General features: G+C 70.4%; 13 protein-coding genes. 10 read left to right on the top strand and 3 right to left on the bottom strand.

From position 1 onward, the window contains the following. Positions 1-86: 86 nt before the first annotated feature. Positions 87-6,062, top strand: coding sequence for an AAA family ATPase (locus tag WMF39_RS10020; protein ID WP_437745309.1), 5,976 nt, complete (start codon positions 87-89; stop codon positions 6,060-6,062). Here the strand turns inward: WMF39_RS10020 and WMF39_RS10015 are convergent. Then, positions 6,043-7,455, bottom strand: a complete 1,413-nt coding sequence (locus tag WMF39_RS10015) for an L-serine ammonia-lyase (RefSeq protein ID WP_437745308.1) — start codon at positions 7,453-7,455, stop codon at positions 6,043-6,045. The genes WMF39_RS10020 and WMF39_RS10015 overlap by 20 nt on opposite strands. A gap of 215 nt (positions 7,456-7,670) precedes the next feature. Between WMF39_RS10015 and WMF39_RS10010 the strand changes: the two genes are divergently transcribed. From WMF39_RS10010 to WMF39_RS09985, 6 genes are all read left to right on the top strand, one after another. Continuing rightward, a complete protein-coding gene (locus WMF39_RS10010) occupies positions 7,671-8,459 on the top strand; it encodes an OmpA family protein (RefSeq protein WP_437745307.1) in 789 nt (262 codons plus the stop codon). Positions 8,460-8,473: 14 nt separating this feature from the next. After that, positions 8,474-9,754, top strand: coding sequence for a glycosyltransferase (locus tag WMF39_RS10005; RefSeq protein WP_437745306.1), 1,281 nt, complete (start codon positions 8,474-8,476; stop codon positions 9,752-9,754). A gap of 230 nt (positions 9,755-9,984) precedes the next feature. Further along, positions 9,985-13,035 (top strand): RHS repeat-associated core domain-containing protein, encoded by a 3,051-nt coding sequence (locus tag WMF39_RS10000; RefSeq protein WP_437745305.1) that lies wholly within the window; start codon positions 9,985-9,987, stop codon positions 13,033-13,035. A 790-nt stretch (positions 13,036-13,825) separates the two neighbouring features. Beyond that, positions 13,826-14,230, top strand: a complete 405-nt coding sequence (locus WMF39_RS09995; protein ID WP_437745304.1) for a hypothetical protein — start codon at positions 13,826-13,828, stop codon at positions 14,228-14,230. 219 nt (positions 14,231-14,449) lie between these two features. Next, positions 14,450-16,084 (top strand): hypothetical protein, encoded by a 1,635-nt coding sequence (locus WMF39_RS09990; protein WP_437745303.1) that lies wholly within the window; start codon positions 14,450-14,452, stop codon positions 16,082-16,084. Between the two features lie 375 nt (positions 16,085-16,459). Continuing rightward, entirely contained in the window at positions 16,460-16,978 is a 519-nt protein-coding gene (locus tag WMF39_RS09985) for an SUKH-3 domain-containing protein (protein WP_437745302.1), read from the top strand. Positions 16,979-16,992: 14 nt separating this feature from the next. On the opposite strand, the gene WMF39_RS09980 is transcribed toward WMF39_RS09985, so the two are convergent. Next, on the bottom strand, positions 16,993-17,166 hold the full coding sequence (locus WMF39_RS09980) for a hypothetical protein (protein ID WP_437745301.1): 174 nt from the start codon (positions 17,164-17,166) through the stop codon (positions 16,993-16,995). Between the two features lie 462 nt (positions 17,167-17,628). On the opposite strand from WMF39_RS09980, the gene WMF39_RS09975 reads away from it, so the two are divergent. From WMF39_RS09975 to WMF39_RS09965, 3 genes are all read left to right on the top strand, one after another. Next, positions 17,629-18,021 carry a hypothetical protein gene (locus WMF39_RS09975; protein WP_437745300.1) on the top strand — a complete coding sequence of 131 codons (393 nt, stop codon included), beginning with the start codon at positions 17,629-17,631 and terminating at the stop codon, positions 18,019-18,021. 680 nt (positions 18,022-18,701) lie between these two features. Next, positions 18,702-19,337: a hypothetical protein gene (locus WMF39_RS09970; protein ID WP_437745299.1), complete on the top strand. Its 636-nt coding sequence runs from the start codon at positions 18,702-18,704 to the stop codon at positions 19,335-19,337. 11 nt (positions 19,338-19,348) lie between these two features. After that, positions 19,349-19,936, top strand: a complete 588-nt coding sequence (locus WMF39_RS09965; protein WP_437745298.1) for a cytochrome P450 — start codon at positions 19,349-19,351, stop codon at positions 19,934-19,936. A gap of 90 nt (positions 19,937-20,026) precedes the next feature. Here the strand turns inward: WMF39_RS09965 and WMF39_RS09960 are convergent, their stop codons facing one another. After that, positions 20,027-20,152, bottom strand: coding sequence for a hypothetical protein (locus WMF39_RS09960; protein WP_437748162.1), 126 nt, complete (start codon positions 20,150-20,152; stop codon positions 20,027-20,029). Positions 20,153-20,273: the final 121 nt, after the last annotated feature.

Raw genomic sequence — 20,273 nt, 5'->3', positions numbered from 1 at the left:
CATTGACTTGTGTTGCCGTGCCCAGGCTAGTTTAGCGCGCACTCGGCTATCGTGCCGCGGTGCAGATGCATGGGAGGGGCTCAGGCATGGAACTGACGGAGTATGCGCTGGGGGATATCGCTTACGAGGGAAGCGAGACGCGCGTCTGTCGCGCGGTGCATCTCCCCTCGGGCGCGCAGGTGGCGATCAAGTTTCCGCTCGCCGAGGTACCCAACCCGCGCGTCATGGGGCGACTGGTCCACGAGCATCAAGTGCTCCAGCAGCTCGCGGCTGTGCCAGGCGTGGCGCGCGTGCATGCGTTCGAGCAGCGGAACGGCACGGCGGCGCTGGTCCTCGAGAACCCTGGAGCGAGCTCGCTCGATCAGGTGCTCGCCAGGCACGGTCGCCTGCCGGTGGCGGCCGGGCTGCGGTTCGGGCAACGCCTTGCTCAGGTGCTCGAGGGCGTGCATGCCGCCGGCGTGATGCACAAGGACGTCAAACCGCAGAACCTGCTCGTGGATGACACGTACGAGCAGGTCACCCTGCTCGACTTCGGCATCGCCTCGCTGCTGTCCCAGGAAGCGACCGAGGCGAGCATCCCCGAAGCGCTGGAAGGGACCCTGGCGTATATCTCGCCGGAGCAGACGGGGCGCACGGCGCGCGCGCTCGATACGCGCACGGATCTCTATTCGCTGGGCGTGACGCTCTTCGAGGTGCTCTCGGGGCGGCGGCCCTTCACGGACCGCGATCCGCTCTCGCTGGTGCACGCGCATCTGGCCAAGAGCCCGCCTCCGCTCGACACGATCGCGCCGGAGGTGCCGAGCGGCGTGTCGGCGATCATATCGAAGCTCCTGGCGAAGGATCCCGAGCGGCGGTACCAGACAGCCAGAGGCGCGGCCGAGGATCTGGAGGAGGCGTTCCGCGCGCTCCACCAGCGCGGTACGGCGGCGCCCTTCTCGCTTGGAAAGAAGGACTTCTCACGGAAGCTGCGGTTGCCGCAGGTGCTCGTGGGGCGGGAGCAGGACGTCGAGCGGGTAGGCGAATCGTTTGCCCGCGCCGAGCGGGGCGCGGCGGAGCTCTTGCTCGTCGGCGGACCGTCGGGCATCGGCAAGACGGCCCTGGTGCGCACGGTCTACCACGACATCGCGAAGGCGGGGCGCGGCCTCTTGATCGCGGGCAAGCACGACCAGCTCGCGCGGTCGACGCCGTACGCCGCGATAGCGCAGGCGTTCGGGGGGCTGATGCGTCAATGGATCTCGAGCCCGAAGGCGGTCCTGGAGACCTGGCGGGATCGGATCCGGAGCGAGGTCGGGGACAACGCGCGGCTGATCGCAGACGTGGTGCCGGAGCTCGACCTCGTCATGGGCAAGCTGCCGCCGGTGCCGCCGGCGGAGGGCGAGCAGGTGCTCAACCGGCAGAAGCTGACGTGGTTGAACTTCGTTCGAACCGTCACGACGCCGAACCCGCCGCTCGTCATGTTCCTGGACGACATGCAGTGGGCAGACAGCGCCACGCTGATCATCCTGCAGACGCTGCTGACGGACGTGGAGCGGAGGTCGCTGCTGGTGATCGCAGCCTACCGTGACAACGAGACGCCGCCCGAGCATCCGCTGTGGAAGCTCGTGGAGGCGGTGGAGGCGAGCGAGGCCAGGGTATCGAGGCTGACGGTGGGCCCCCTGTCGGAAGAGCAGGTGCAAAAGTGGCTTTCGCGCACGCTCGAGAGCGAGCCGAAGCGCGTGGAGCCGCTCGCGCGTGTGCAGTGGCAAAAGACGCGTGGAAACCCGTTCTTCCTGGAGCAGCTGCTGTTCTCCCTGCACCGGCAGAAGCTCCTTGTGAGGGACGCGGAGAGCGGGGAATGGCAGTGGAATCAAGCGGACCTGGAGCGAGCGCAGATCACCGACAACGTGGTGTCGTTGCTGACGGACAAAGTACGAGAAATGCCGGACGCGACCCAGCAGCTCATGGGGCTCGCGGCGTGCGCGGGGCACACGTTCCATCTCCACGATCTGGAGCGATTGAGCGGCTGGGAGCCCGCCCGGGTGACGGGAGCGTTATGGCCGGCGCTGCAGGAGGAGCTGGTCGTGCCGGTCGACGGGGCTTATCGCCCCGCGCAGGCGCTCGGAGGGGTGGGCGACGGCGCGCTGGACGCCTCGTACCGGTTCTTGCACGACCGCGTGCAGCAGGCGAGCTACGAGCGGATCTCGCCGGAGCAGCGCGTCCTCGCGCACCTCGAGATCGGCCGGCGGCTCTGGGCGCGGTACCGCGCGGAAGGGGGCACGGCGCAGCAGCTCCTGGAGCTCGCGCGGCACATGAACCAGGGTTCGGCGCGGCTCACGTCCGTGGAGGAGCTCAATGACGTCGCGCGGATGAACCTGGAGGCCGCTCGCGTCGCGAAGGCCGCGAGCTCCCACCGCCTGATGGCCAGCCTCCTGGAGAACGCGCAGGCGCTCCTCGGCGAGCGAGCCATCAGCGACGAGCTTTCGCTGTCGGTGGAGATAGCGCTGGAGCGGCTGGAGGCGGCCTATCTGCTGCGAGATTTCGAGGACGTCGAAGCACGCGCGCTCGACTTGCTCGCGAGGCCTCTCGGGGCGGTGCCCTGGCTGTCGGCGCAGGAGATCCGCGTCCGCTGCTGCCTGGCGACGGGCCAGTACGCGCGGGGGATCGGGCTCGGTATCGCGGCGCTCGCGGAGCGGGGCTTCGCCTTCCCCGAGACGGACGAGGCGTGTCAGCCGGCGCTCCTCGACGAGTCCGCCGCGCTGGATCGATGGTTGGAGCAGGACCTCGGCGCGTTCGATCGAATGCCGCCCGAGCAGTCCCCGGAGCACCGGCTCATCGACGCCCTGATGACGCAGACGCAGCTCTGCTCCATCTACGGCGGCCGGCCGATGCTCTACACGCTCATCATCGTTCGCCTGGTCTCCGAGGCGGTGCGACGGGGGGCCCTCACGCCAGCGGCCACCCTCATGCTCTGCAGCTTCGCCAACGTGTGGTCGGTGGCCACGGGCATGTATCGCCGGGTCTTGCGGTGGGTCGAGCCCGGGGTGCGCGCCGCGGAGCGGGTGGGGTCCCCGATGCTCCCCGAGTGCCTGGTGCTTCATGGCATCTACATGGTCTATTCCAGACCTGTCGACGAGACGGCCGCCCTCTATGAGCGAGGCATGGCGGCCGGCCTGAAGCTCGGTTCGTTCCAGGGCACGAGCTGGGGCCTCCTCGCCGAGCTGTTCTATCACCGCGTCTGGCGTGGCCTGCCGCTCGGCCAGGTCGACGCGCAGGTCAAGGCTCGCTGGGATCTCGTGCAGCGCGCGGGCGACGCCGTGGGGAGGCACCACTTCGAGGCGATCGCGTCCTATTGTGACGTGCTGATGACCCCTGACGGCGCCCCGAAGCTCCTGGACGACGAGCCGCTCTCGCGAGGCTCGCGCTCCCTCCTGGCCGACGGGGACGGGTTCACGGGAGGGCTCGCTCGCACTCTGGAAGTCTATCTGTTCTGCGTCACCGGCAGGTGGGAGCGAGCGTTATCGCGGGCGCGGGAGGCAGACCAGTCTCGAGCCGACATCCTCGGCATGCCGCCGGTCACGGATATCCCGTTCTTCCTCGCCCTCTCGGCGGCGAAGTGCTGGCATGACGCCGCGGGCGCCGAGGAGCAGGCGAGGCTGCGGGAGCACATCGACCACGGCCTCGAGCGGCTGCGGTACTTCGCGGAAGGTTGCGCGCCGAACTTCCTCCACAAGCTGCGCCTCGTCGAGGCCGAATACGCCCGCGTCCGCGGCGAGACCGAGGAGGCCATCGCCAGGTACGACGAGGCCATCGAGCTCGCGCGCGAGCACCGCTTCCTGCACATCGAGGCTCTCTCGATCCAGCTCGCCGCCGAGTTCCGGCTGCAAACGGGCAAGAGGCACATCGGCGCCATGTACCTGCGCGAGGCGCGCGACGCCCATGCGCGCTGGGGCGCGGTCAACGTGGTCGCCCATCTGAACGCGAAATACCCTGCTCTGCTCAGGGCGGCCATGCACGGGGCGCCTGTCGAGCGCGCGATGGTGGCGGCGGCGACCACGGCGACCACGGGCGCCTCCACGGGCGCGAGCCTCGACGTGAACACCGCGGTGCGCGCGGCGCAGGCGCTCTCGAGCGAGCGCGACCCGGAGCGCGTCGTGGGCCGGCTGATGGAGCTTTTGCTGGCGAACGCGGGCGCGCAGCGCGGCGCCCTCGTCCTCCGCGAAGGGGAGGCGCTCTCCGTCGTGGCGCGGCTGTCGGTGGAGGGGGCTCGCATCGAGACGGGGCTGTCGGAGCCGCTCGGGCAAAGCCACGACGTGCCGGCGACCATGGTGCAGTATGCGGCCCGCACGGGCGAGCCGGTGGTGACAGGCGACGCGACGAGCGAGGCGCGCTTCGCCGTCGACCCATACCTCGCGTCGCGCGTGGTGCTCTCGCTGCTGGCCCTGCCCTTGACACACAGGGGCCATCTCGTGGGCGTGCTGTACCTCGAGCACCGCGACGTGCCGTCGGCGTTCCCTCCGGCGCGCGTGGAGTTCCTGTCGGTGCTGGCCTCGCAGGCGGCCATCGCCGTCGAGAACGCCGTCCTGTACCGGGACCTGGAGGCCAAGATCAAGGAGCGCACGGCCGAGCTCCAGATCGCCAAGGAGGCGGCCGATCGGGCGAACCGGGCGAAGAGCGATTTCCTCTCGAGCATGAGCCACGAGCTGCGCACGCCGCTCAACGGCATCCTCGGTTATGCCCAGGTCCTCGCTCGCGCGCCCGAGCTCTCCCCGAAGAGCCGTGATGGCGTGCAAGTCATCAAGAAATCGGGCGAGCATCTCCTCTCATTGCTGGAAGACGTGCTGGACCTCGCGAAGATAGAGGCCGGCAAGATGGATCTCGTCGCGACGAAGTTCGATTTCCAGGCGCTGGTGCGCACGGTGGTGGATCTGTGCCGCGTGCGCGCGGACCAGAAGGGCATCGCCTTCACCCATGAGATACGCGGCGGAGCGACGTCCGCGTTCTACGGCGACGAGAAGCGCCTGACGCAGGTGCTGTTGAACCTCGTGAGCAACGCCATCAAGTTCACCGAGCGAGGAAGCATCGCCCTCGTCGTCGACGAGCTGAAGCGCGGCCCCGGTGAAGGGAGCACGTTGCGGTTCCGGGTCGAGGATACGGGCCCCGGGATCGCCGCGGAGCACGTCTCGCGCATCTTCGATCCCTTCGAACAGGTCGGAGATCACAAGGCGAAGAGCGCCGGCACAGGGCTCGGCCTCGCCATCACGAAGAGAATCGTCGACCAGATGGGCGGCACGATCGAGGTCGAGAGCGAGCTCGGCCGAGGCAGCGCCTTCACCGTGACGCTCGCGCTCGCGGAGGGGCCAGCCGCCGCGAGCGCCGACAAGGCCCTCGGATGGCATACGATCACCGGGTATCGCGGAGAGCGCCGCACGATCCTCGTCGTGGACGACAACCCGCATAACCGTGCCCTGATCAGCGATTTGCTGGTCCCGATCGGCTTCGAGGTCGTGGAGGCCGAAGACGGTGAGGCGGCGCTCCGGCTGGCCATGGAGCGGAGGCCGGCGCTCGTCTTGATGGACCTGGTCATGCCGGGCATCGACGGCCATGAGGCCACGCGCCGCCTGCGGCAGATGCCCGAGCTCGGCGAGGTCATCATCCTGATCTCGTCCGCGAACGTGTCCGGAGCCGAACAGCAGGAGGACGTCCGCGCCGGCTGGAACGACTCCCTGCACAAGCCCGTGCAAGCGGGCGAGCTCTTCGACAAGATCCACCGCTTCCTCGGCGTGGAATGGATTCACGCCGAGGAGAAGGCCCCTGTCGCGGCGGCGAGGGAGAAGGGTCCGCTGGTGCCGCCTTCGGCCGAGGAGCTTGCCCTTCTATCGCGGCTCGTGGCGTCGGGGCGCGTCCGGAACGTGGTGGCGGAAGCGGTGCGGATGGAGGAAACCGACCCGCGGCTCGGCCCGTGGCTCGAGCAGCTCAGGGCGCTCGTGCGGACGTACCAGATGCGAAAGCTGCAAGAGTTCGTCGATGGGTATGCCGCAGGCACGGCGCTGCCCAGGAGGAGCGCTAGCACTCCGGCAAATTGACCCCCACCTCCACCGGCAGCTCGAGCACGTTGACCGCGAGCCCCCCGCGCGCCGTCTCCTTGTACTTCGACTCCATGTCTGCCCCGGTGTCGCGCATCGTCTTGATCACCTTGTCGAGGCTCACGAAGTGCGCCCCATCCCCGTGCAGCGCCATGCGCGCCGCGCTGATCGCCTTGATCGCGGCCATCGCGTTGCGCTCGATGCACGGCACCTGGACGAGCCCGCCCACGGGATCACACGTCAATCCGAGGTTGTGCTCCATCGCGATCTCGGCCGCGTTCTCCGCCTGCTCCGGCGTGCCGCCCAGCACCTCGGCCAGCGCGCCCGCGGCCATCGAGCACGCGGAGCCCACCTCGCCCTGACACCCCACCTCCGCGCCGCTGATCGACGCGTTCTCCTTGTAGAGAATGCCTATCGCGCCCGCCGTGAGCAAGAAACGGATGACCCCCTCGTCCGTCGACGTCGGCACGAAGCGCCGGTAATAGTGCAGCACCGCCGGGATGATCCCCGCGGCGCCGTTCGTCGGCGCCGTGACCACGCGGCCCCCGGCGGCGTTCTCCTCGCTCACCGCGAGCGCGTAGAGGCTCACCCAGTCTATCGCCGTCAGCGGATCCCGGAGCCCCGCCTCCGGGCTCTCGATGAGCTTGCGGTACAGCGCCGGCGCGCGGCGCACCACCTTGAGGCCGCCGGGCAACACGCCCTCTGCCCGGAAGCCGCGCCGCACGCACTCCTGCATCACCCCCCAGATGCGCAGGAGCCCCGCCCGGGTCTCCGCCTCCGGGCGGAAGACCTTCTCGTTCTCCAGCATGACCTGGCTCAGCGACAGGCCGCTCGCCGCGCACGCCGCGAGCAGATCCGCGGCGCTGTGAAACGGATACGGCAGCGGCGTCGTGTCCGCTTCGATCGGGTTTTCCCCCTTCGCCGCCGCCTCGTTCACCACGAAGCCGCCGCCCACCGAGTAATACACGCGCGCGCGCAGCGGCGCGCCCCCCTCGTCCAGCGCCGTGAAGCGCATGCCGTTCGGATGAAACGGCAGGCTCCGGTGCAGGAAGGCCAGGTGTCCTTTCACCTGGAAGCCGATCTCGTGGCGCGAGAGCAGCGACAGCCGGCCGCTCTGCCGCACGCCCTCGACGATCGCGCCCGCCCGCTCGACGTCCACGCCGTCCGGCGTCTCGCCCATGAGCCCGAGGATCACGGCCTTGTCGCTGCCATGGCCGCGGCCGGTGGCGCCGAGCGACCCGAACAGCTCCACCGACACCGCCGTGGTGCGGGCGAGCAGGCCCGCCTCGTCGAGATCCACCGCGAACATGCGCGCCGCGCGCATCGGCCCGACCGTGTGCGAGCTGCTGGGCCCGATACCGATCTTGAAGAGGTCGAAAATGGTGACTGCCATGTGACGTGGAACGCCGTTCAGCAGGATCTCCGGCGCCTTTGCCGGAGCGCGCTCGACGCTCGACGGTACACCCTACACCGGTGCAGGCCGGCGCGCAGGGCGGCTCGCGCCGCGAACACACAGCACGTCAACCCGCCGCTCCACCACGCGCGCCTTTTGGTATGCTCGGGGACGTCTTCCCGCGTTTCCCTCACCCTCCAGAGATGGGGATCCCCATGCGCCATGCCCCGGCCGTGCTCCTCGCCGCCTCCCTGCTCGCCCCCGCCGCCGCGCGCGCTGACGGCCCCTCGCCCCCGCCCGCGCAGAGCGCACAAGCGAGGCCGCCCGCGCTCGAGGTGACGATCGACAGGTCCAAGGTGGACCTCAAGGGCCGCCAGATCGAGGTGAAGCTGTCGCGCGCCGCCAGCAAGGTGCGCGTCAAGGTCCTCGGGCAGTCGGGCGCGGTCCTGGCCGAAGAGGAGAAGCCGTTCGGCGGGGCCGCCGCCGGCTCGCCGCTCGCCGTGACCTGGTCGCCCTCGAGCGACGAGCCCGTCGCGCGCATCGAGGTGTACGGCTACGACACCGAGGGTTACTGGGCGGGCATCGCGATCATCCCCTGGAACGTGAGCATCCCCCACGAAGAGGTGCAGTTCGAGACCAACTCCGACGTCATCCGCGCCCCCGAGGTGCCCAAGCTGGAGGCGAGCCTCCAGAAGATCTCGGAGGTCGTGGCGAAGACCAGCGAGCTCGGCAAGATCACGCTGTTCATCGTCGGCCACACGGACACGGTCGGCAGCGCGGAGCACAACCTCGCCCTGTCGCGGAAGCGCGCCCGCGCGATCGCCGCCTGGTTCAAGGGCCGCGGCGTGAAGCTCCCCATCGCCTTCGAGGGGCTCGGCGAGTCGGCGCCGCTCGTGAAGACCGCGGACCAGGTGGACGAGCCGCGCAACCGCCGGGTCGACTACATCCTGTCGGTCGAGCCGCCGCGGCTGCCGTCGGGCGACGCGTCCTGGAAGGCGCTCTGAGGCGAGGCGGCCCCGTGAAGACCACCGTCCTCGCCCTCGGCAGCCGCGGCGATGTCCAGCCCGCGATCGCGCTCGGCAAGGCGCTCGCGGCCCGCGGCCACGCCGTCAGTGTCCTCGCCGGCAAGAGCTTCCAGCCCTGGATCGAGGCGCACGGGCTCGCCGCCATCCCGGCGAGCGTCGACTCGGTCGACATCATGGAGAGCGACCTCGGCAAAGAGTGGGTGTCGCGCGGCACGAACCCCATGGCCCAGTCGCGCATCCTGCAGCGGCTCATCGACCGCTTCGGCGCGGAGATGGCCGACGACGCCCTGCGCGCCTGCGAGGGCGCCGAGCTCATCCTGAGCAGCTTCACCTCGGACACGTACGCGGCCTCCATCGCCGAGGCCTCCGGCGCGGTGCAGGTCAGCATGCCGCTCCAGCCCTCCATCCTGGCGACGCGCCACGGACCGACCGCGCTCGCCGCCCCCCTCCCGCGCCGCGACAGCGTGCTCAACCTCCTGTTCGGCAAGCTCCTGATCGAGCCGACGGTGTGGCGCTGGTACGGCGGCGTGACGGCCCGCGTGCGGCAGAGGCTCGGCCTGCCGCCGCAGGATCGGCGAACGTACATGGCCGCGCTGCGCCGCATGCTTGTCGTCCACGGCTACAGCGCCCACGTCGTGCCGCACCCGCCGGACTGGCCGCCCAGCTACCACACGACGGGCTACTGGTTCCTCGACGAGGGCGAAGCGTACAGGCCGCCCGAGGCCCTCGAGCGGTTCCTCGCGGCGGGCGAGCCGCCCATCGCCCTCGGCTTCGGCAGCATGACGTCCCACGATCCCGGCGCCACGACGAGGCTCCTCGTCGACGCGGTCGCGCGGAGCGGCCAGCGCGCCATCCTGCTCTCCGGCTGGGCCGGGCTCGGCGACATCGCGCTGCCCGACACGATCCTCCGGATCGACGCCGCGCCGCACGACTGGCTCTATCCGCGCGTCGCCGCGGCGGTGATCCACGGCGGCGCGGGCACCGTGGCCGCGTGCCTGCGCGCCGGGCGGCCCGCGGTGGTCGTCCCGCACCTCGCGGACCAGCTCTTCTGGGGGCGCCGCGTCGAGGAGCTCCGCGTCGGCCCGCGCGCCATCCCGCGGCCACGCCTCACCGCCGACGCGCTCGCGGCCGCGATCCGGACCGCCGCGACCGACGCCGGCATGAAGCAGCGCGCCGAGGAGCTCGGACGCAAGATCCGCGGCGAGGACGGCGCGGCGTCGGCGATAGGCCACATCGAGCGGCACCTCGCGGCGCGCAATGGCGTGACAGCGTAGGAATCCGCCGTCCGAGGAGATCGACCCTCGGGCGCTCACGCCGTTGCGTGAGCCTCGCGCGTCCACGCTGTGGGCGGCGAGGGCGCGCCGCGAAGGAGCCTTTCCAAAGTCCTCGTCGCCGGGGTCCGGGCGCATGTACTCTCGTCCGATCAGCGCAGCGGCGCCCGTCCGCCGAGCGGCTCGGATACCGCCCTTCCTTCGGATACGCCCCTTACCTTGACGAGGCCATGATGCAGCCGGATCTTCTCTCCAGCACACCCGCCCGCGCCGCCGCCCACGCGAGCGCGCCGCCGTCGGCGCGTGGCTTTCCGCTCGTCAGCGTGCTCCCGCATTTACTGAAGGATCGGCTCGATTACCTCGTCTCGGCGAGAGAGCAGCTCGGCGATCTGTACACGAGCGATCTCGGGCTCGCGCGGATCGTCGCGCTGAACCACCCCAGGCACGCGCAGCACGTCCTGCGCGACAACGCGCGCAACTACCGCAAGGGAGGCGCGATATGGGCAGGACGGACGCGGCGGAGGCAATACGATGTATTCGGCCGCCTCACCGGCATCGTCAAGCCCGGCGGCGCGGCGCTGCGACGGCGCTACGACGACGGGGCGCAGCAGTCCATCACCATCCACGAGGATGGCGCGCGCACGATCCAGCGCGAAGGGGAGCGCGGAAAGATCGAGCAGGTCGACGAGGCAGGCCGCGTGACGACATGGTCGTTGAACGCCGCGGGCCTGGTGACCCAGGTCGACCATCCCGGCGGCGCCACCGAGACGTTCTCGTACGACGCGCACGCGAACCTCGCGCGCCACGTGGACACGATCGGCGTCACCTTCGAATACACGTGGGATCTGTGGGGGCAGCCCGTGCGCATCAAGGGCGAGAGCGGCCAGACCTACGAGCTCTTTTACGACAGCCGGAACGAGATCGCGGAGATCGTCGAGGAGAACGGCAGGCGCACTACCTTCGTGACCGACGCGATGAGACAGATCATCGAAGAGCGCACCACCGAGGGCGCGATCTCGACGAGCCGCTACGTCGCAGGCGCGCTCGTCGAGCGGATCCGTCCGGACGGCGGTCGTTTCCGCTTCGGATACGACGGGCTCCTGCGCCTGCGATGGATCGAGAACCCCGCCGGCGAGCGGTACGTGCGCGAGTACGATGCATCCGGCAACATCGCGAGGGAGACGACGTTCGCAGGGATCACGACCGAATACGAGGTTGACGGCGCAAACCAGATCGCCGCGCTCACCCGGGATGGGCTGCGGATCCGGTTCACCCGCGATGGGGAGGACCGGATCGTCGAGAAGGAGTTCTCGACCGGACGGCGGGAGCGCTTCCGCTACGACACCCGCGGGGGCCTCCTGTACGCCGAGGTCGGTGGGGTGTCCGTCTCGTACGAGCGGGACCCGGAAGGGCGCGTGCTGCGCGAGGTGCAGGAGGCGTCTGGCTGGCGCTATGCGGTGGAGTACCGGTACGACGAGCTCGGGACGCTCGTGGAGCGCAAGTATTCCACCGGATGGAGCGTGGGGCTCGTGCGGCGGCCGGAGGATGGACAGCCCACGCGCCTGTCGCTCCTCGGAGGCGACACCGGGCTCGCGGGGGGCGACGCCGGCCGCGCAGGCACCGGCGCGGCGCTCCCGTGCCTCGAATTCGCGTACGACGCGCGTGGATGGGAGATCGAGCGCCGGCGGCTCGACGCCCCCTGCTGCGTCGCGACGGATCGAGATCCCTTCGGTCTGCCCACGCTCGTACGCCTGCTCGACGCGAAAGGCACCGAGCGGCAGGCGCGAGCGTTCGAATGGAGCCGGCTGGGCCCGCTCGCCAGGATCATCGATGCGCAGCGCGGCTCCCGCCGCTACGCCCTCGACGTGATGGGGAGGCCGGTCGAAGCCGACGGGCTCGAGGTGCGCGAGCGGTTCACCTACGCGCCGCAGGGCACCGCCGTGCCAGCCGACGTGCTCTTCGCCCTCGGGCGCGATGGGCGGCCTATCGCGAACGGGCGAGCTCGCCTGAGCTGGGACAGCGCCGGCCGACTGGCGGCGCGGCATGCGGACGACCCGCTGCAGAGCTGGCGATACCGCTACGACGAGAACAACCAGCTGATCCAAGCGGTGCGCGGCGACGGGCTCGAAATCCGCTATCTTTACGATCCGTTCGGCCGCCGATTGGCTGTGGGCTTCAACGACGGCACGAGCGTCTGGTTCGGCTGGGACGGCAACAGCATCGTCGAGGAGCTCCCCTCCTCGGGCGCGCCTGTGCGGCGCGTGTTCGCGGACGATGGCTTCACGCCGCTCCTCGAAAGCGGGCCCGACGGCGCCTGGCAGCTCGTGCTCACCGACGCCGCGGCGGCGCCGTGGCTCTACGCGGCGCCGGATCTGCAGTGCTCCACGATCGAGATGAGCACGTGGGGCGAGGTGGCGTCGAGGACGGGGCAGCCGGGGCAGCTGCGCTTCGCGGGGCAGCGCGCCGATGATCTGACGGGTCTCCATTACAACAGGCATCGTTACTATGCGCCGGATCTCCATGTCTTCCTGACGCCCGATCCGCTCGCCCTCCTCTCCACGCTGCAGGACGTGGGGTACGTCCCGAACCCGACAATCTTCATCGATCCGCTCGGACTGCTGACCATTATCAATGGATCGCCGGGCGATCCCGTGATGGAAGATACCATCCGACAAATGAAGGCGCAGTATCCGGACGCGAAGGTCATCCGGAGCGACAAGCTCGGCAAGTCACCCTCAATCTGGCAGAGGCTCTCGGGGACGGGAAAGAGCGCAAACATGATTGATGCCAACGAAAACCATGTATTCGTCACGACGCATGGAGCGCCTGGACGCGCACAGTGGAAGGGCAAGAAGGGTGGCTACGCCACGGGTGACGAGATTGGGATGCAGCTCAACAAGGCAGGGTTCAAGGGCAAGGGCGCGCGCGTGGACACTACCATATGCAACGGCGCGACTCCCGGAGAGAACGACGCGCCTAGCATCACCCAGGGAATTGCAAATCAGACGGGAGCGACGGTGTGGGGCGCTCTGGCCGATGATCCCGGGGCGGCGCGGAGGGGAACACCGATGACAAAGCATCCGATCACCTTCGTCAAGCCGCGGCCGTGGTACAACTTCTGGTCTCCTACCGCGAAGCAGAGTGACGGCTCCGACTTCGTCATCGAAGACAAAGAGTACATCACCGACAAGCAGGGTCACCTCTACTACGGCACGATGAGCGGCACACCGAACAACCCAACGGTGCACGGCGGGAAGTACGTGCCCACAGCGCCGAAGCGATAGCCCTATGCCTGTATGGCCCATCCTGCCTTCGCCGCCTCCGCAGCAAGCGGATGTGGACCGCGCCCTCGGCAGCGCGACGGCGGCGTGGCTCGTCGCAAACGATCGCCGCCGCGCTCGCGTCCCTCGTTCGGAGCTCGACGCGCTTCGTCCGCTGCTTCGCCTGCGAGGAGGTATGTCCCCGCGTAGCGAAGGCGCAGATCTACAAGAGGACGCGCTGGCGCCAGTCACGGTGGAGTTCGAGCGCCATGGGCGGCCACTTGCCGCGCTCCGCATAGGCGCAGACCTATCAATCCAGCTTGGATGGGATACCGCCGCGCACGTGGACGCGCCTGGCGCACTCCGCGCATGGCTCACCGCGCACGGTGTAGCCGTACCGCGCCCTGAGCCAGGGCGCGGCCAAACGCCCGCAGGCTTGGCGTCAGGAGGTGCGCTCGTTCCTCCGGGGACAACCCTCGTTGCCGCAACGTCGTCGTCCTATCGCCGCCTTTGCACGGATGGCAGCCGGGTTTTCGCCATCGACGGCTGGAGGCTCGTGCGGCTGAAGAAGGACCACGGGGTCCTTGAGGTGTGCCCCGTCTTCAGGCCAGACACACCTATCGCGATCCGCAATCGCGCGGTGCTCGTGCTCGACCCGAGCGGCAGGCGCTGCATTGTAACGGAAGAGGGTGAGTCTCGCCCAGACCTGCGACCGCTCTGTGGCCTGCCGGCGTTACGCCTTCGCCATGCGCTGCCACGCTTCGCGGAGGCGCGCGACGCGGCGCTCGCCCGCCTCGTCCCAAACGACGCCGACTTGCTCCCACTCGACCCCGGCTACGACGCCTGCGACGCCTACGAGGCCTTCGGCGGCGAGCTGCCGGCCGCGCTGCGGCTGCGCTCGTTCTGGGGCTGTGACGTTCCCCGCGGGCTCCTGCACGAGGCACCGAAGCGCGGCGCTCCCCGGACCGTCGCGCTCGGTGGCCGCCCTGTCTGGCTGGGCGCGACCAGCACGGGCGTGCTCGTCGTCGCGGCGCGCGATGACAACGAGGTGGCCGTGCTCGCGGTCGATCAAGGCGGCGCGGCTCGCTCGCTGGGCACGTTCCGTGGCCAGGCGGATGACGTGCTCGCCGTGCTGCGGGTGGCTGGTGAGGTGTGGCTCCGCCTCGCGGCGCCGCCCGGCGACATCGTGGTGACGCTGGAGGGCGCCGCGGGCGCATAATGACAGCTGGGGCGGCAGATGCAGATACGCGGTGTAGATGGGAGGGCGCTCGAGAGGGGGAAGAAGAGCCAGGCTGGCCGCGGCGGCATCGCTGCCGAGCGGGGGCCTCGGAGCGCCTCCACCGGTCGCGGGGACGCCGCCACTCGGGCCATCGGACACCAAGCCGAGTCCCCCCGCGGTCCGGAGGGCTACACCCCCGTGGGGCCGGAAACGTAACTCATGGCGGTGTGGCCCATAGTTCCTTCTCCGCCGCCGAACCAGGCTGACATCGATCGCGTGCTCGATGAGGCCACGGCGGCGTGGCTCGTCCGCGACAAGCAGCGCTGGATCCGCATCAGTCGCTCCGAACTCGGCTCGCTCCGCCAGTTGCTCCGCCTCCGCAAGAGCACGCGCGCTGGCCTCGCGGCCTGCGCACGCCGGGTGACCCTCACGTTCGAACGTGCCTGTCGTCCGTCTGGCACGCTCTGGATCGAAGGGAATTGCACCGTGCGGCTGCTCTCGTGGAGTGAGTTCGCCGATGTGGAGGAGCCTGCGATGCTCGCGGCGTGGCTCGCGGCGCACGGTGTCGACGAGCCGCTGCGAGCGCTGGAGCGAAGCTGCGCTCCCGAGATCGCCTCTGCGCTGAGCACCTGGCGTGCCGCCGCGCCGCCGGAGCTCCGCCGGTACGTGGATGCGTTCTGGCAGGAGGGGCGTGCCGTGCTCGACGCCGAGGCGTATGGCGCGGCCCTGGAAGCTCTACGCGCAGCCCGAGGCGAGCCGGCCGAGATGGCCTGGGCGCTCGGTGCCTGGTACGGCGCGCGCCGGGGTCGCTGGGACGAGGCGTATGCCTTCGAGGCGGTGCCTGAGACGATGCTTTGCAGCATCGATGCCCACGTGGTGTTCGAGGCAGCGCTCGCGGGTGTACCCGCCGCGGCGCGCACAGGGATCACTAGATTCTTGGTCGAACAGATCACCTGGCGCACGCGATGGGGAATCGAGCAGCGTATGCCGCTGGAGGTGCGCGAGGCGCTCCTGGCCGCGGCTCGGGACTCCGGTGCTCAGGAGAACATCGTTCGCGCCAGACGCCTGTTGTTCGGCGAGGGCGACCTCGCCCCGCCGGGAACCGAGTTTGTCGCGGCGTCGTCGGGGGGGCGGTTCAATCGCCTTTGCACGGATGGTGCCCGCGCATTCGGCATCGATGGTCATGAGCTCGCGCGGCTGGAGAGAGGCCATGGCACCACCGAGCTGGCCAGGCTCCTCGCCCCCGGGAGCCCGCTCGCCGCTCGCGAGGGCAGCCTGTTCTTTCTCCGGCGCAGCGGCGTACACAGCATCTCGGTGGAAGGCGGGGAGATCCGCTCCCGCATCGGTCCGCTCTTCAATTGGCCGTCCGGCCGCCTGCGCCGCGCCCTCTGGCTCTTCGCGGAGGCGCGCGACGCGGCGCTCGCCCGCCTCGTCCCGAACGGCGCCGACCTGCTCCCGCTCGACCCCGGCTACGACGCCTGCGACGCCTACGAGGCATTCGGCGGCGCGCTGCCGGCCGCGCTGCGGCTGCGCTCGTTCTGGGGCTGCGACGTTCCGCGCGGGCTCCTGCACGAGGTGCCGAAGCGCGGCGCTCCCCGGAACGTGGCGCTCGGCGGCCGCCCTGTCTGGCTGGGCGCGACCGATACCGGTGTGCTCGTCGTCGTGGCGCGCGCTGACAACGAGGTGGCCGTGCTCGCGGTCGACGAGGGCGGCCCGGCCCGCTCGCTGGGCGCGTTCCCCGGCCGGGCGGACGACGTGCTCGCCGCGCTGCGCGTGGGCGGCGAGGCGTGGCTCCACCTCGCGGCGCCGCTCGGCGACATCGTCGTGGCGCTGGAGCGTGCCGCCGGCGCATGACACAACTGCAGGGGCACCTCTACTGCGGCACGATGAGCGGCACACCGAACACCCCGACGGTGCACCGCGGGCCGGCACCGGGGCGTCAGCGCCCCGCGCGCTGGCGACGATCGATGAGAGAACTCGTGGAACGGGCCGCGATTCCCCGGATCCGTGAACGGCTCGCCGAGGATCTTCTTCAGCCCCGCCGGCAGGAACGCGAAGCCGATCAGGATGCGCAGGTTCACCACGGCGAGGTGCGCCCACCGGCGCTGCCGGAACCAGGCGACCATCGCCTCGATGCGGTCCATCACGGAGTCCACGGGCCGCGCAGTGTAGCCGCCCCGCCACGCCGCGCCGCGCACGCCGCGGATCTGCTACCCCTGCAGAGGCTCGATGTCCGACCTCGATCTCCCCGCGCGTCTCGCCGCGTACCCCGCCGTCCTCAATGCCCTCGTGGCCGCCGGCTGGACGCCCGATCGTCGCGTGCCCCTGCCCTCCGACGCGCACCTGCCCGGCTTCGTGTGCCACGCGTACGCGGAAGCCTTCCTGGCGTCGTTCGGCGGCCTGCGCGTCCGAGTCCCCTACGCCGCCGGCGGCATCACCCAGCACCGCGGCTTCGACGTCGCGCTCGGGCCGCCGTTCGAGCAGATGGACGCCGTCCACCACGCGCCATACATCGAGGCCCTCGCCGGCACCGCCGTCGTCTACCCCGTGCTTCACTCCGGCGACGCCGGCACCTTCGTCCTCGAGGACGGCCGCGCCCTGTCCATCGGCCTCAACTTCCTCGGCTACGTCCGGGCGCGCGACCCGTTCCAGATCTTGGACTGGCACCTGCGCGGCCTCGACGCCGGCGTGCGCGTCATCTACCTCGCCGACGACGAGCGCCCGCCGGCCTGGCGCGGCGTCTGGTAGCGGCCAGAGGACCGCTAGAGGCTGCAGGCCGCGCCGTCGACGACCGACGTGACCAGCCCGTTCTCCGCCGCCACCTCGCGGCTGTGGCAGGCCCCCGGCGCGCGCTCAACGTACGCCTGCCGGCTGTCGTTGACCGCGCCCACCAGCGCGCCCGTCGCGTCGAGCGTCAGCGTGCTCGACGGCGACACCTCGTTCGACACCTGGCGGGCGGCGAGGTGACGATCAGGGTGCGCGATGGACTAGGGGGTTGCTGCGAAGCAGCCGTGGTGTTGGCGCTGGGTCAGGCGGGCGCGATGGAACCGCCGCCCGATTCCGCGCCGCAGATCTCGCCGGCACCACCGTCTCGGCCTGCGGCGGCGGACTCGACCACGGCGCCGCCGGTCGTCGTGCCGCCGGCTGCTGGCGCCGCCCCGCCCGCGCCGCTCGCGCAGCCTGCGGGAGAGGCGGGGGGCGTACCATCTCAGCTTCCGTCAGGCGTGAGGAGCATGCCACAGGCGGGGTATCCGCCGCCCGGGTACGCCCCGCCGCCCGACGGCTGGCGCGCTGGCCCATGGCAGCCCGGGAATCAGTGCCCGGGCACAAAGGGCACGTCGCGGCTCGTCTGGTATGGCTGGAAGCACGTCATCGTGCTCGGCGGGAGTCTCCTGCTCATGCCCTTCGCCATCGGCGCCGAGACCCCGGAGCTCCTCCTGGTGAGCCTCGGCGGCATGGCGTTCGGCGGCCCGATCATCCACGGCGGTCACGACAATTCCGGCAAGGCCTTGGCCAGCCTCGGCATCAACATCGGGGGCACGTTGGTCGGCGGCCTGATCGGAGCGGAGACCGCCGGCAAGGCCGATGAAGGTGATTGGTTCGATCCTTCGGTCACTGGCGCGATCCTCGGCGGCAGCCTCGGCCTGCTCGCGGCCAACATCGTCGATATCGCCGTCCTCCCGTACGAGGAAAGCGAACCGGAGAGCTATCGTTCCACCCGCCTCCGGCTCGAGCCCCAGATCGGCTTCGCGCCCGGCGGCGTCACCTTCGGCCTCGGCGGCACCTTCTGAGTCGCGAGCCGCTCGGGCTGTGGAGCCAGGGTCGAGAGGGTACCCTGGGCAACGGGGAAGTCCCCAACGACCCATATTCTCCCATGGGAGGATAGGCATGTTGGGAACGTGGCGTCGCAACCTCGTCCCCGCAGATCCTCGCAGGTGCCGACCGCACCGGTCCCACCGGTGACGTCGGCGCATCTCCGCCGTCGCCTGCGGGCGGTGGCACCGTGCTCGCTCGTGTCCAGGCGCTTCGCCCCGCTGCGCGGGCGCCTGCGGCGGCCCGGACACGAGCTGCGCGCGGTGCCTCACGTGAAACGTGGGCGACGGCGGAGGGGCGCTCCGCTGGGGGCTCGAGCTCGGGGCAGGTGGACCAGGCTGGCCGCGAGGCGAGGTCGAGCCGAGCGAGCTCATGACAGCCCGCGCAAAGCCATTCCGACCTGTCAAGAATTTCCCGCCAACGAATAGGCGTTTGCGGGACTGCGCCTGAGCAGCAGCGGCGGCGAGGTCTCGCACACGCCTAGTCGTTGGGACGCCTTCCGCCGGTCCCAGGTCCGAAGCGCGATCGTGGACGAGGAGGGCCGGACGATCGCAAGGGATGTGCCCCCGTGCCTCGTGCTGTGGATGCTTCGTGCCCTGAACCACTGGGCGAAGGACCCCCCGCCGCGAGACGACGACTCAGCAGGGAGCAGCGACGCATGAGCGATGAGACCCGGTGCGACGTCTGCGGCGAGGCTGGGCGCCGGCGCCACGGCCGGCTATGCCCCGTCGGCTGGCTCTACGGCGTTGCAGGGGTTGACGAGTGCGTTGCCAGCGTCGACCCGCACTGCCTCGAGGAGACCTTCCGCGCCCCCGGTCCGTGCGACTTCTGCCAGGCGCGGAGCTCGACCGCATGGAGCGTGCTGCCAGCGGTCGCCGACGACCACGTCCCGCCGGCGGCCCGTGTCCTGTGGGCCTGCGGTCAGGCGTGCGTTGGCCGGCTCTCGTGCGTCGATGGCGTGCGGGAGGCGTCCCGAGGGCTCGGCCCCTGCGACTTCTGCGGCGCGGCGTTGGCGGCCGAGTGGCTGGCCTTCCCGACGCAGCACCACGAGCAGGACCCGCCCGAGGTGCGCGTGCTCTCGATCTGCGGCGTGCACGGGCCCCGTGTGTTCTGGCGACGAGGCCCGGGCCGGCGGGGCGCTCCCCTGAGGCGGCCAGCGGAGGGTGAGGTTGCCGGCACCGTCGAGCAGCCGCACCTCGCCGCGGCGAGCTGGCGCGAGCTTCAGCCGCGCCGCTGGGACGGGCTTCGCCGGCCCCAACCCGGATTGTGGCCCCGACGGACTCAACCCGGGTGAGGACTTTGTCGATGTTCCTCGCCGGGTACGAGACGACCTCGGTCGCCCTCGCGTGGGCGCTCCACTTCCTTGTCGAGAACCCCGACCTCCTGGAGGCGCTCGCGGCAGAGGTCGATGCGGCGCTCGGCGACAGGCGGCCCGGCTTCGCGGACGTCTCCAGGCTGCCGCTCGCGCTCGCGGTCGTGCAGGAGGCGCTCCGGATCTACCCGCCGGCGTACTGGATACCTCGCACCGCGATCGAGGACGACGAGATCGACGGCTTCCACATTCCCGCCGGCACCCTGGTGGGCGTCATGAGTTATGTCCTGCACCGGCACCCGGACCACTGGGAGGCCCCGACGCGCTTCGACCCGGGCCGGTTCACGCCCGAACGCGCGCGCGCCCGGCACCCGCTCGCGTTCATCCCGTTCGGGATCGGGCAGCGCCAGTGCATCGGCAAGGAGTTCGCGCTCATGGAAGGGCAGCTCATCCTCGCCCGGCTCCTCCAGCGCTACCGGGTCAGCGCGGTGCCGGGGCGGACGACGCGGCTGCACGTCGCGACCACGCTGCGCACGTCTGGCGGCGTGTGGCTCCGGCTGGAGCCGCGCCCGGGAAGGTGAGATGACCGAGGTGAGCAGGCGCCGAGCACGGCGCCTCCGTCTATCCTGATGGCGCCCTACGTCGAGATCGTCGGCGTGAGTTCGCGCAGGTCACCGCGCCCTGACCAGCTGCAGCTCCTTGTTCTTGAGGGTGACCTGCGCGAGCAGAACCGGGCCGTAGTGCAGCTCCCAGACGTCATCGGCGATCCCCCTTGAAATCGGCGTACTATGCGCCATTCGGCTGCTCGGCTGGAGCCAGCGGCGACGCCAAGGGGTGCGCCGAGCGTCCGGACTCCAGCGCGGCGTTCGGAGTTTCCTGACGACCTCACGCGCCTGCACACCCAAGAGTCGCACGAGC

The organism is Sorangium sp. So ce1504, from assembly GCF_051521635.1.
Lineage (GTDB): Bacteria > Myxococcota_A > Polyangia > Polyangiales > Polyangiaceae > Sorangium > Sorangium cellulosum_B.
This window is presented reverse-complemented; position numbering and strand designations above follow the sequence as displayed.

Excerpts from the sequence above, each read along its gene's own strand:
- WMF39_RS10015 (WP_437745308.1), bottom strand. The coding sequence starts at position 7,455 with ATGGCAGTCACCATTTTCGACCTCTTCAAGATCGGTATCGGGCCCAGC.
- WMF39_RS09990 (WP_437745303.1), top strand. The coding sequence starts at position 14,450 with ATGGCGGTGTGGCCCATAGTTCCTTCTCCGCCGCCGAACCAGGCTGAC.
- WMF39_RS09975 (WP_437745300.1), top strand. The coding sequence starts at position 17,629 with ATGCCCTTCGCCATCGGCGCCGAGACCCCGGAGCTCCTCCTGGTGAGC.
- WMF39_RS09985 (WP_437745302.1), top strand. The coding sequence starts at position 16,460 with ATGTCCGACCTCGATCTCCCCGCGCGTCTCGCCGCGTACCCCGCCGTC.
- WMF39_RS09970 (WP_437745299.1), top strand. The coding sequence starts at position 18,702 with ATGAGCGATGAGACCCGGTGCGACGTCTGCGGCGAGGCTGGGCGCCGG.
- WMF39_RS09965 (WP_437745298.1), top strand. The coding sequence starts at position 19,349 with ATGTTCCTCGCCGGGTACGAGACGACCTCGGTCGCCCTCGCGTGGGCG.
- WMF39_RS09960 (WP_437748162.1), bottom strand. The coding sequence starts at position 20,152 with ATGGCGCATAGTACGCCGATTTCAAGGGGGATCGCCGATGACGTCTGG.
- WMF39_RS10020 (WP_437745309.1), top strand. The coding sequence starts at position 87 with ATGGAACTGACGGAGTATGCGCTGGGGGATATCGCTTACGAGGGAAGC.
- WMF39_RS10010 (WP_437745307.1), top strand. The coding sequence starts at position 7,671 with ATGCGCCATGCCCCGGCCGTGCTCCTCGCCGCCTCCCTGCTCGCCCCC.
- WMF39_RS10000 (WP_437745305.1), top strand. The coding sequence starts at position 9,985 with ATGCAGCCGGATCTTCTCTCCAGCACACCCGCCCGCGCCGCCGCCCAC.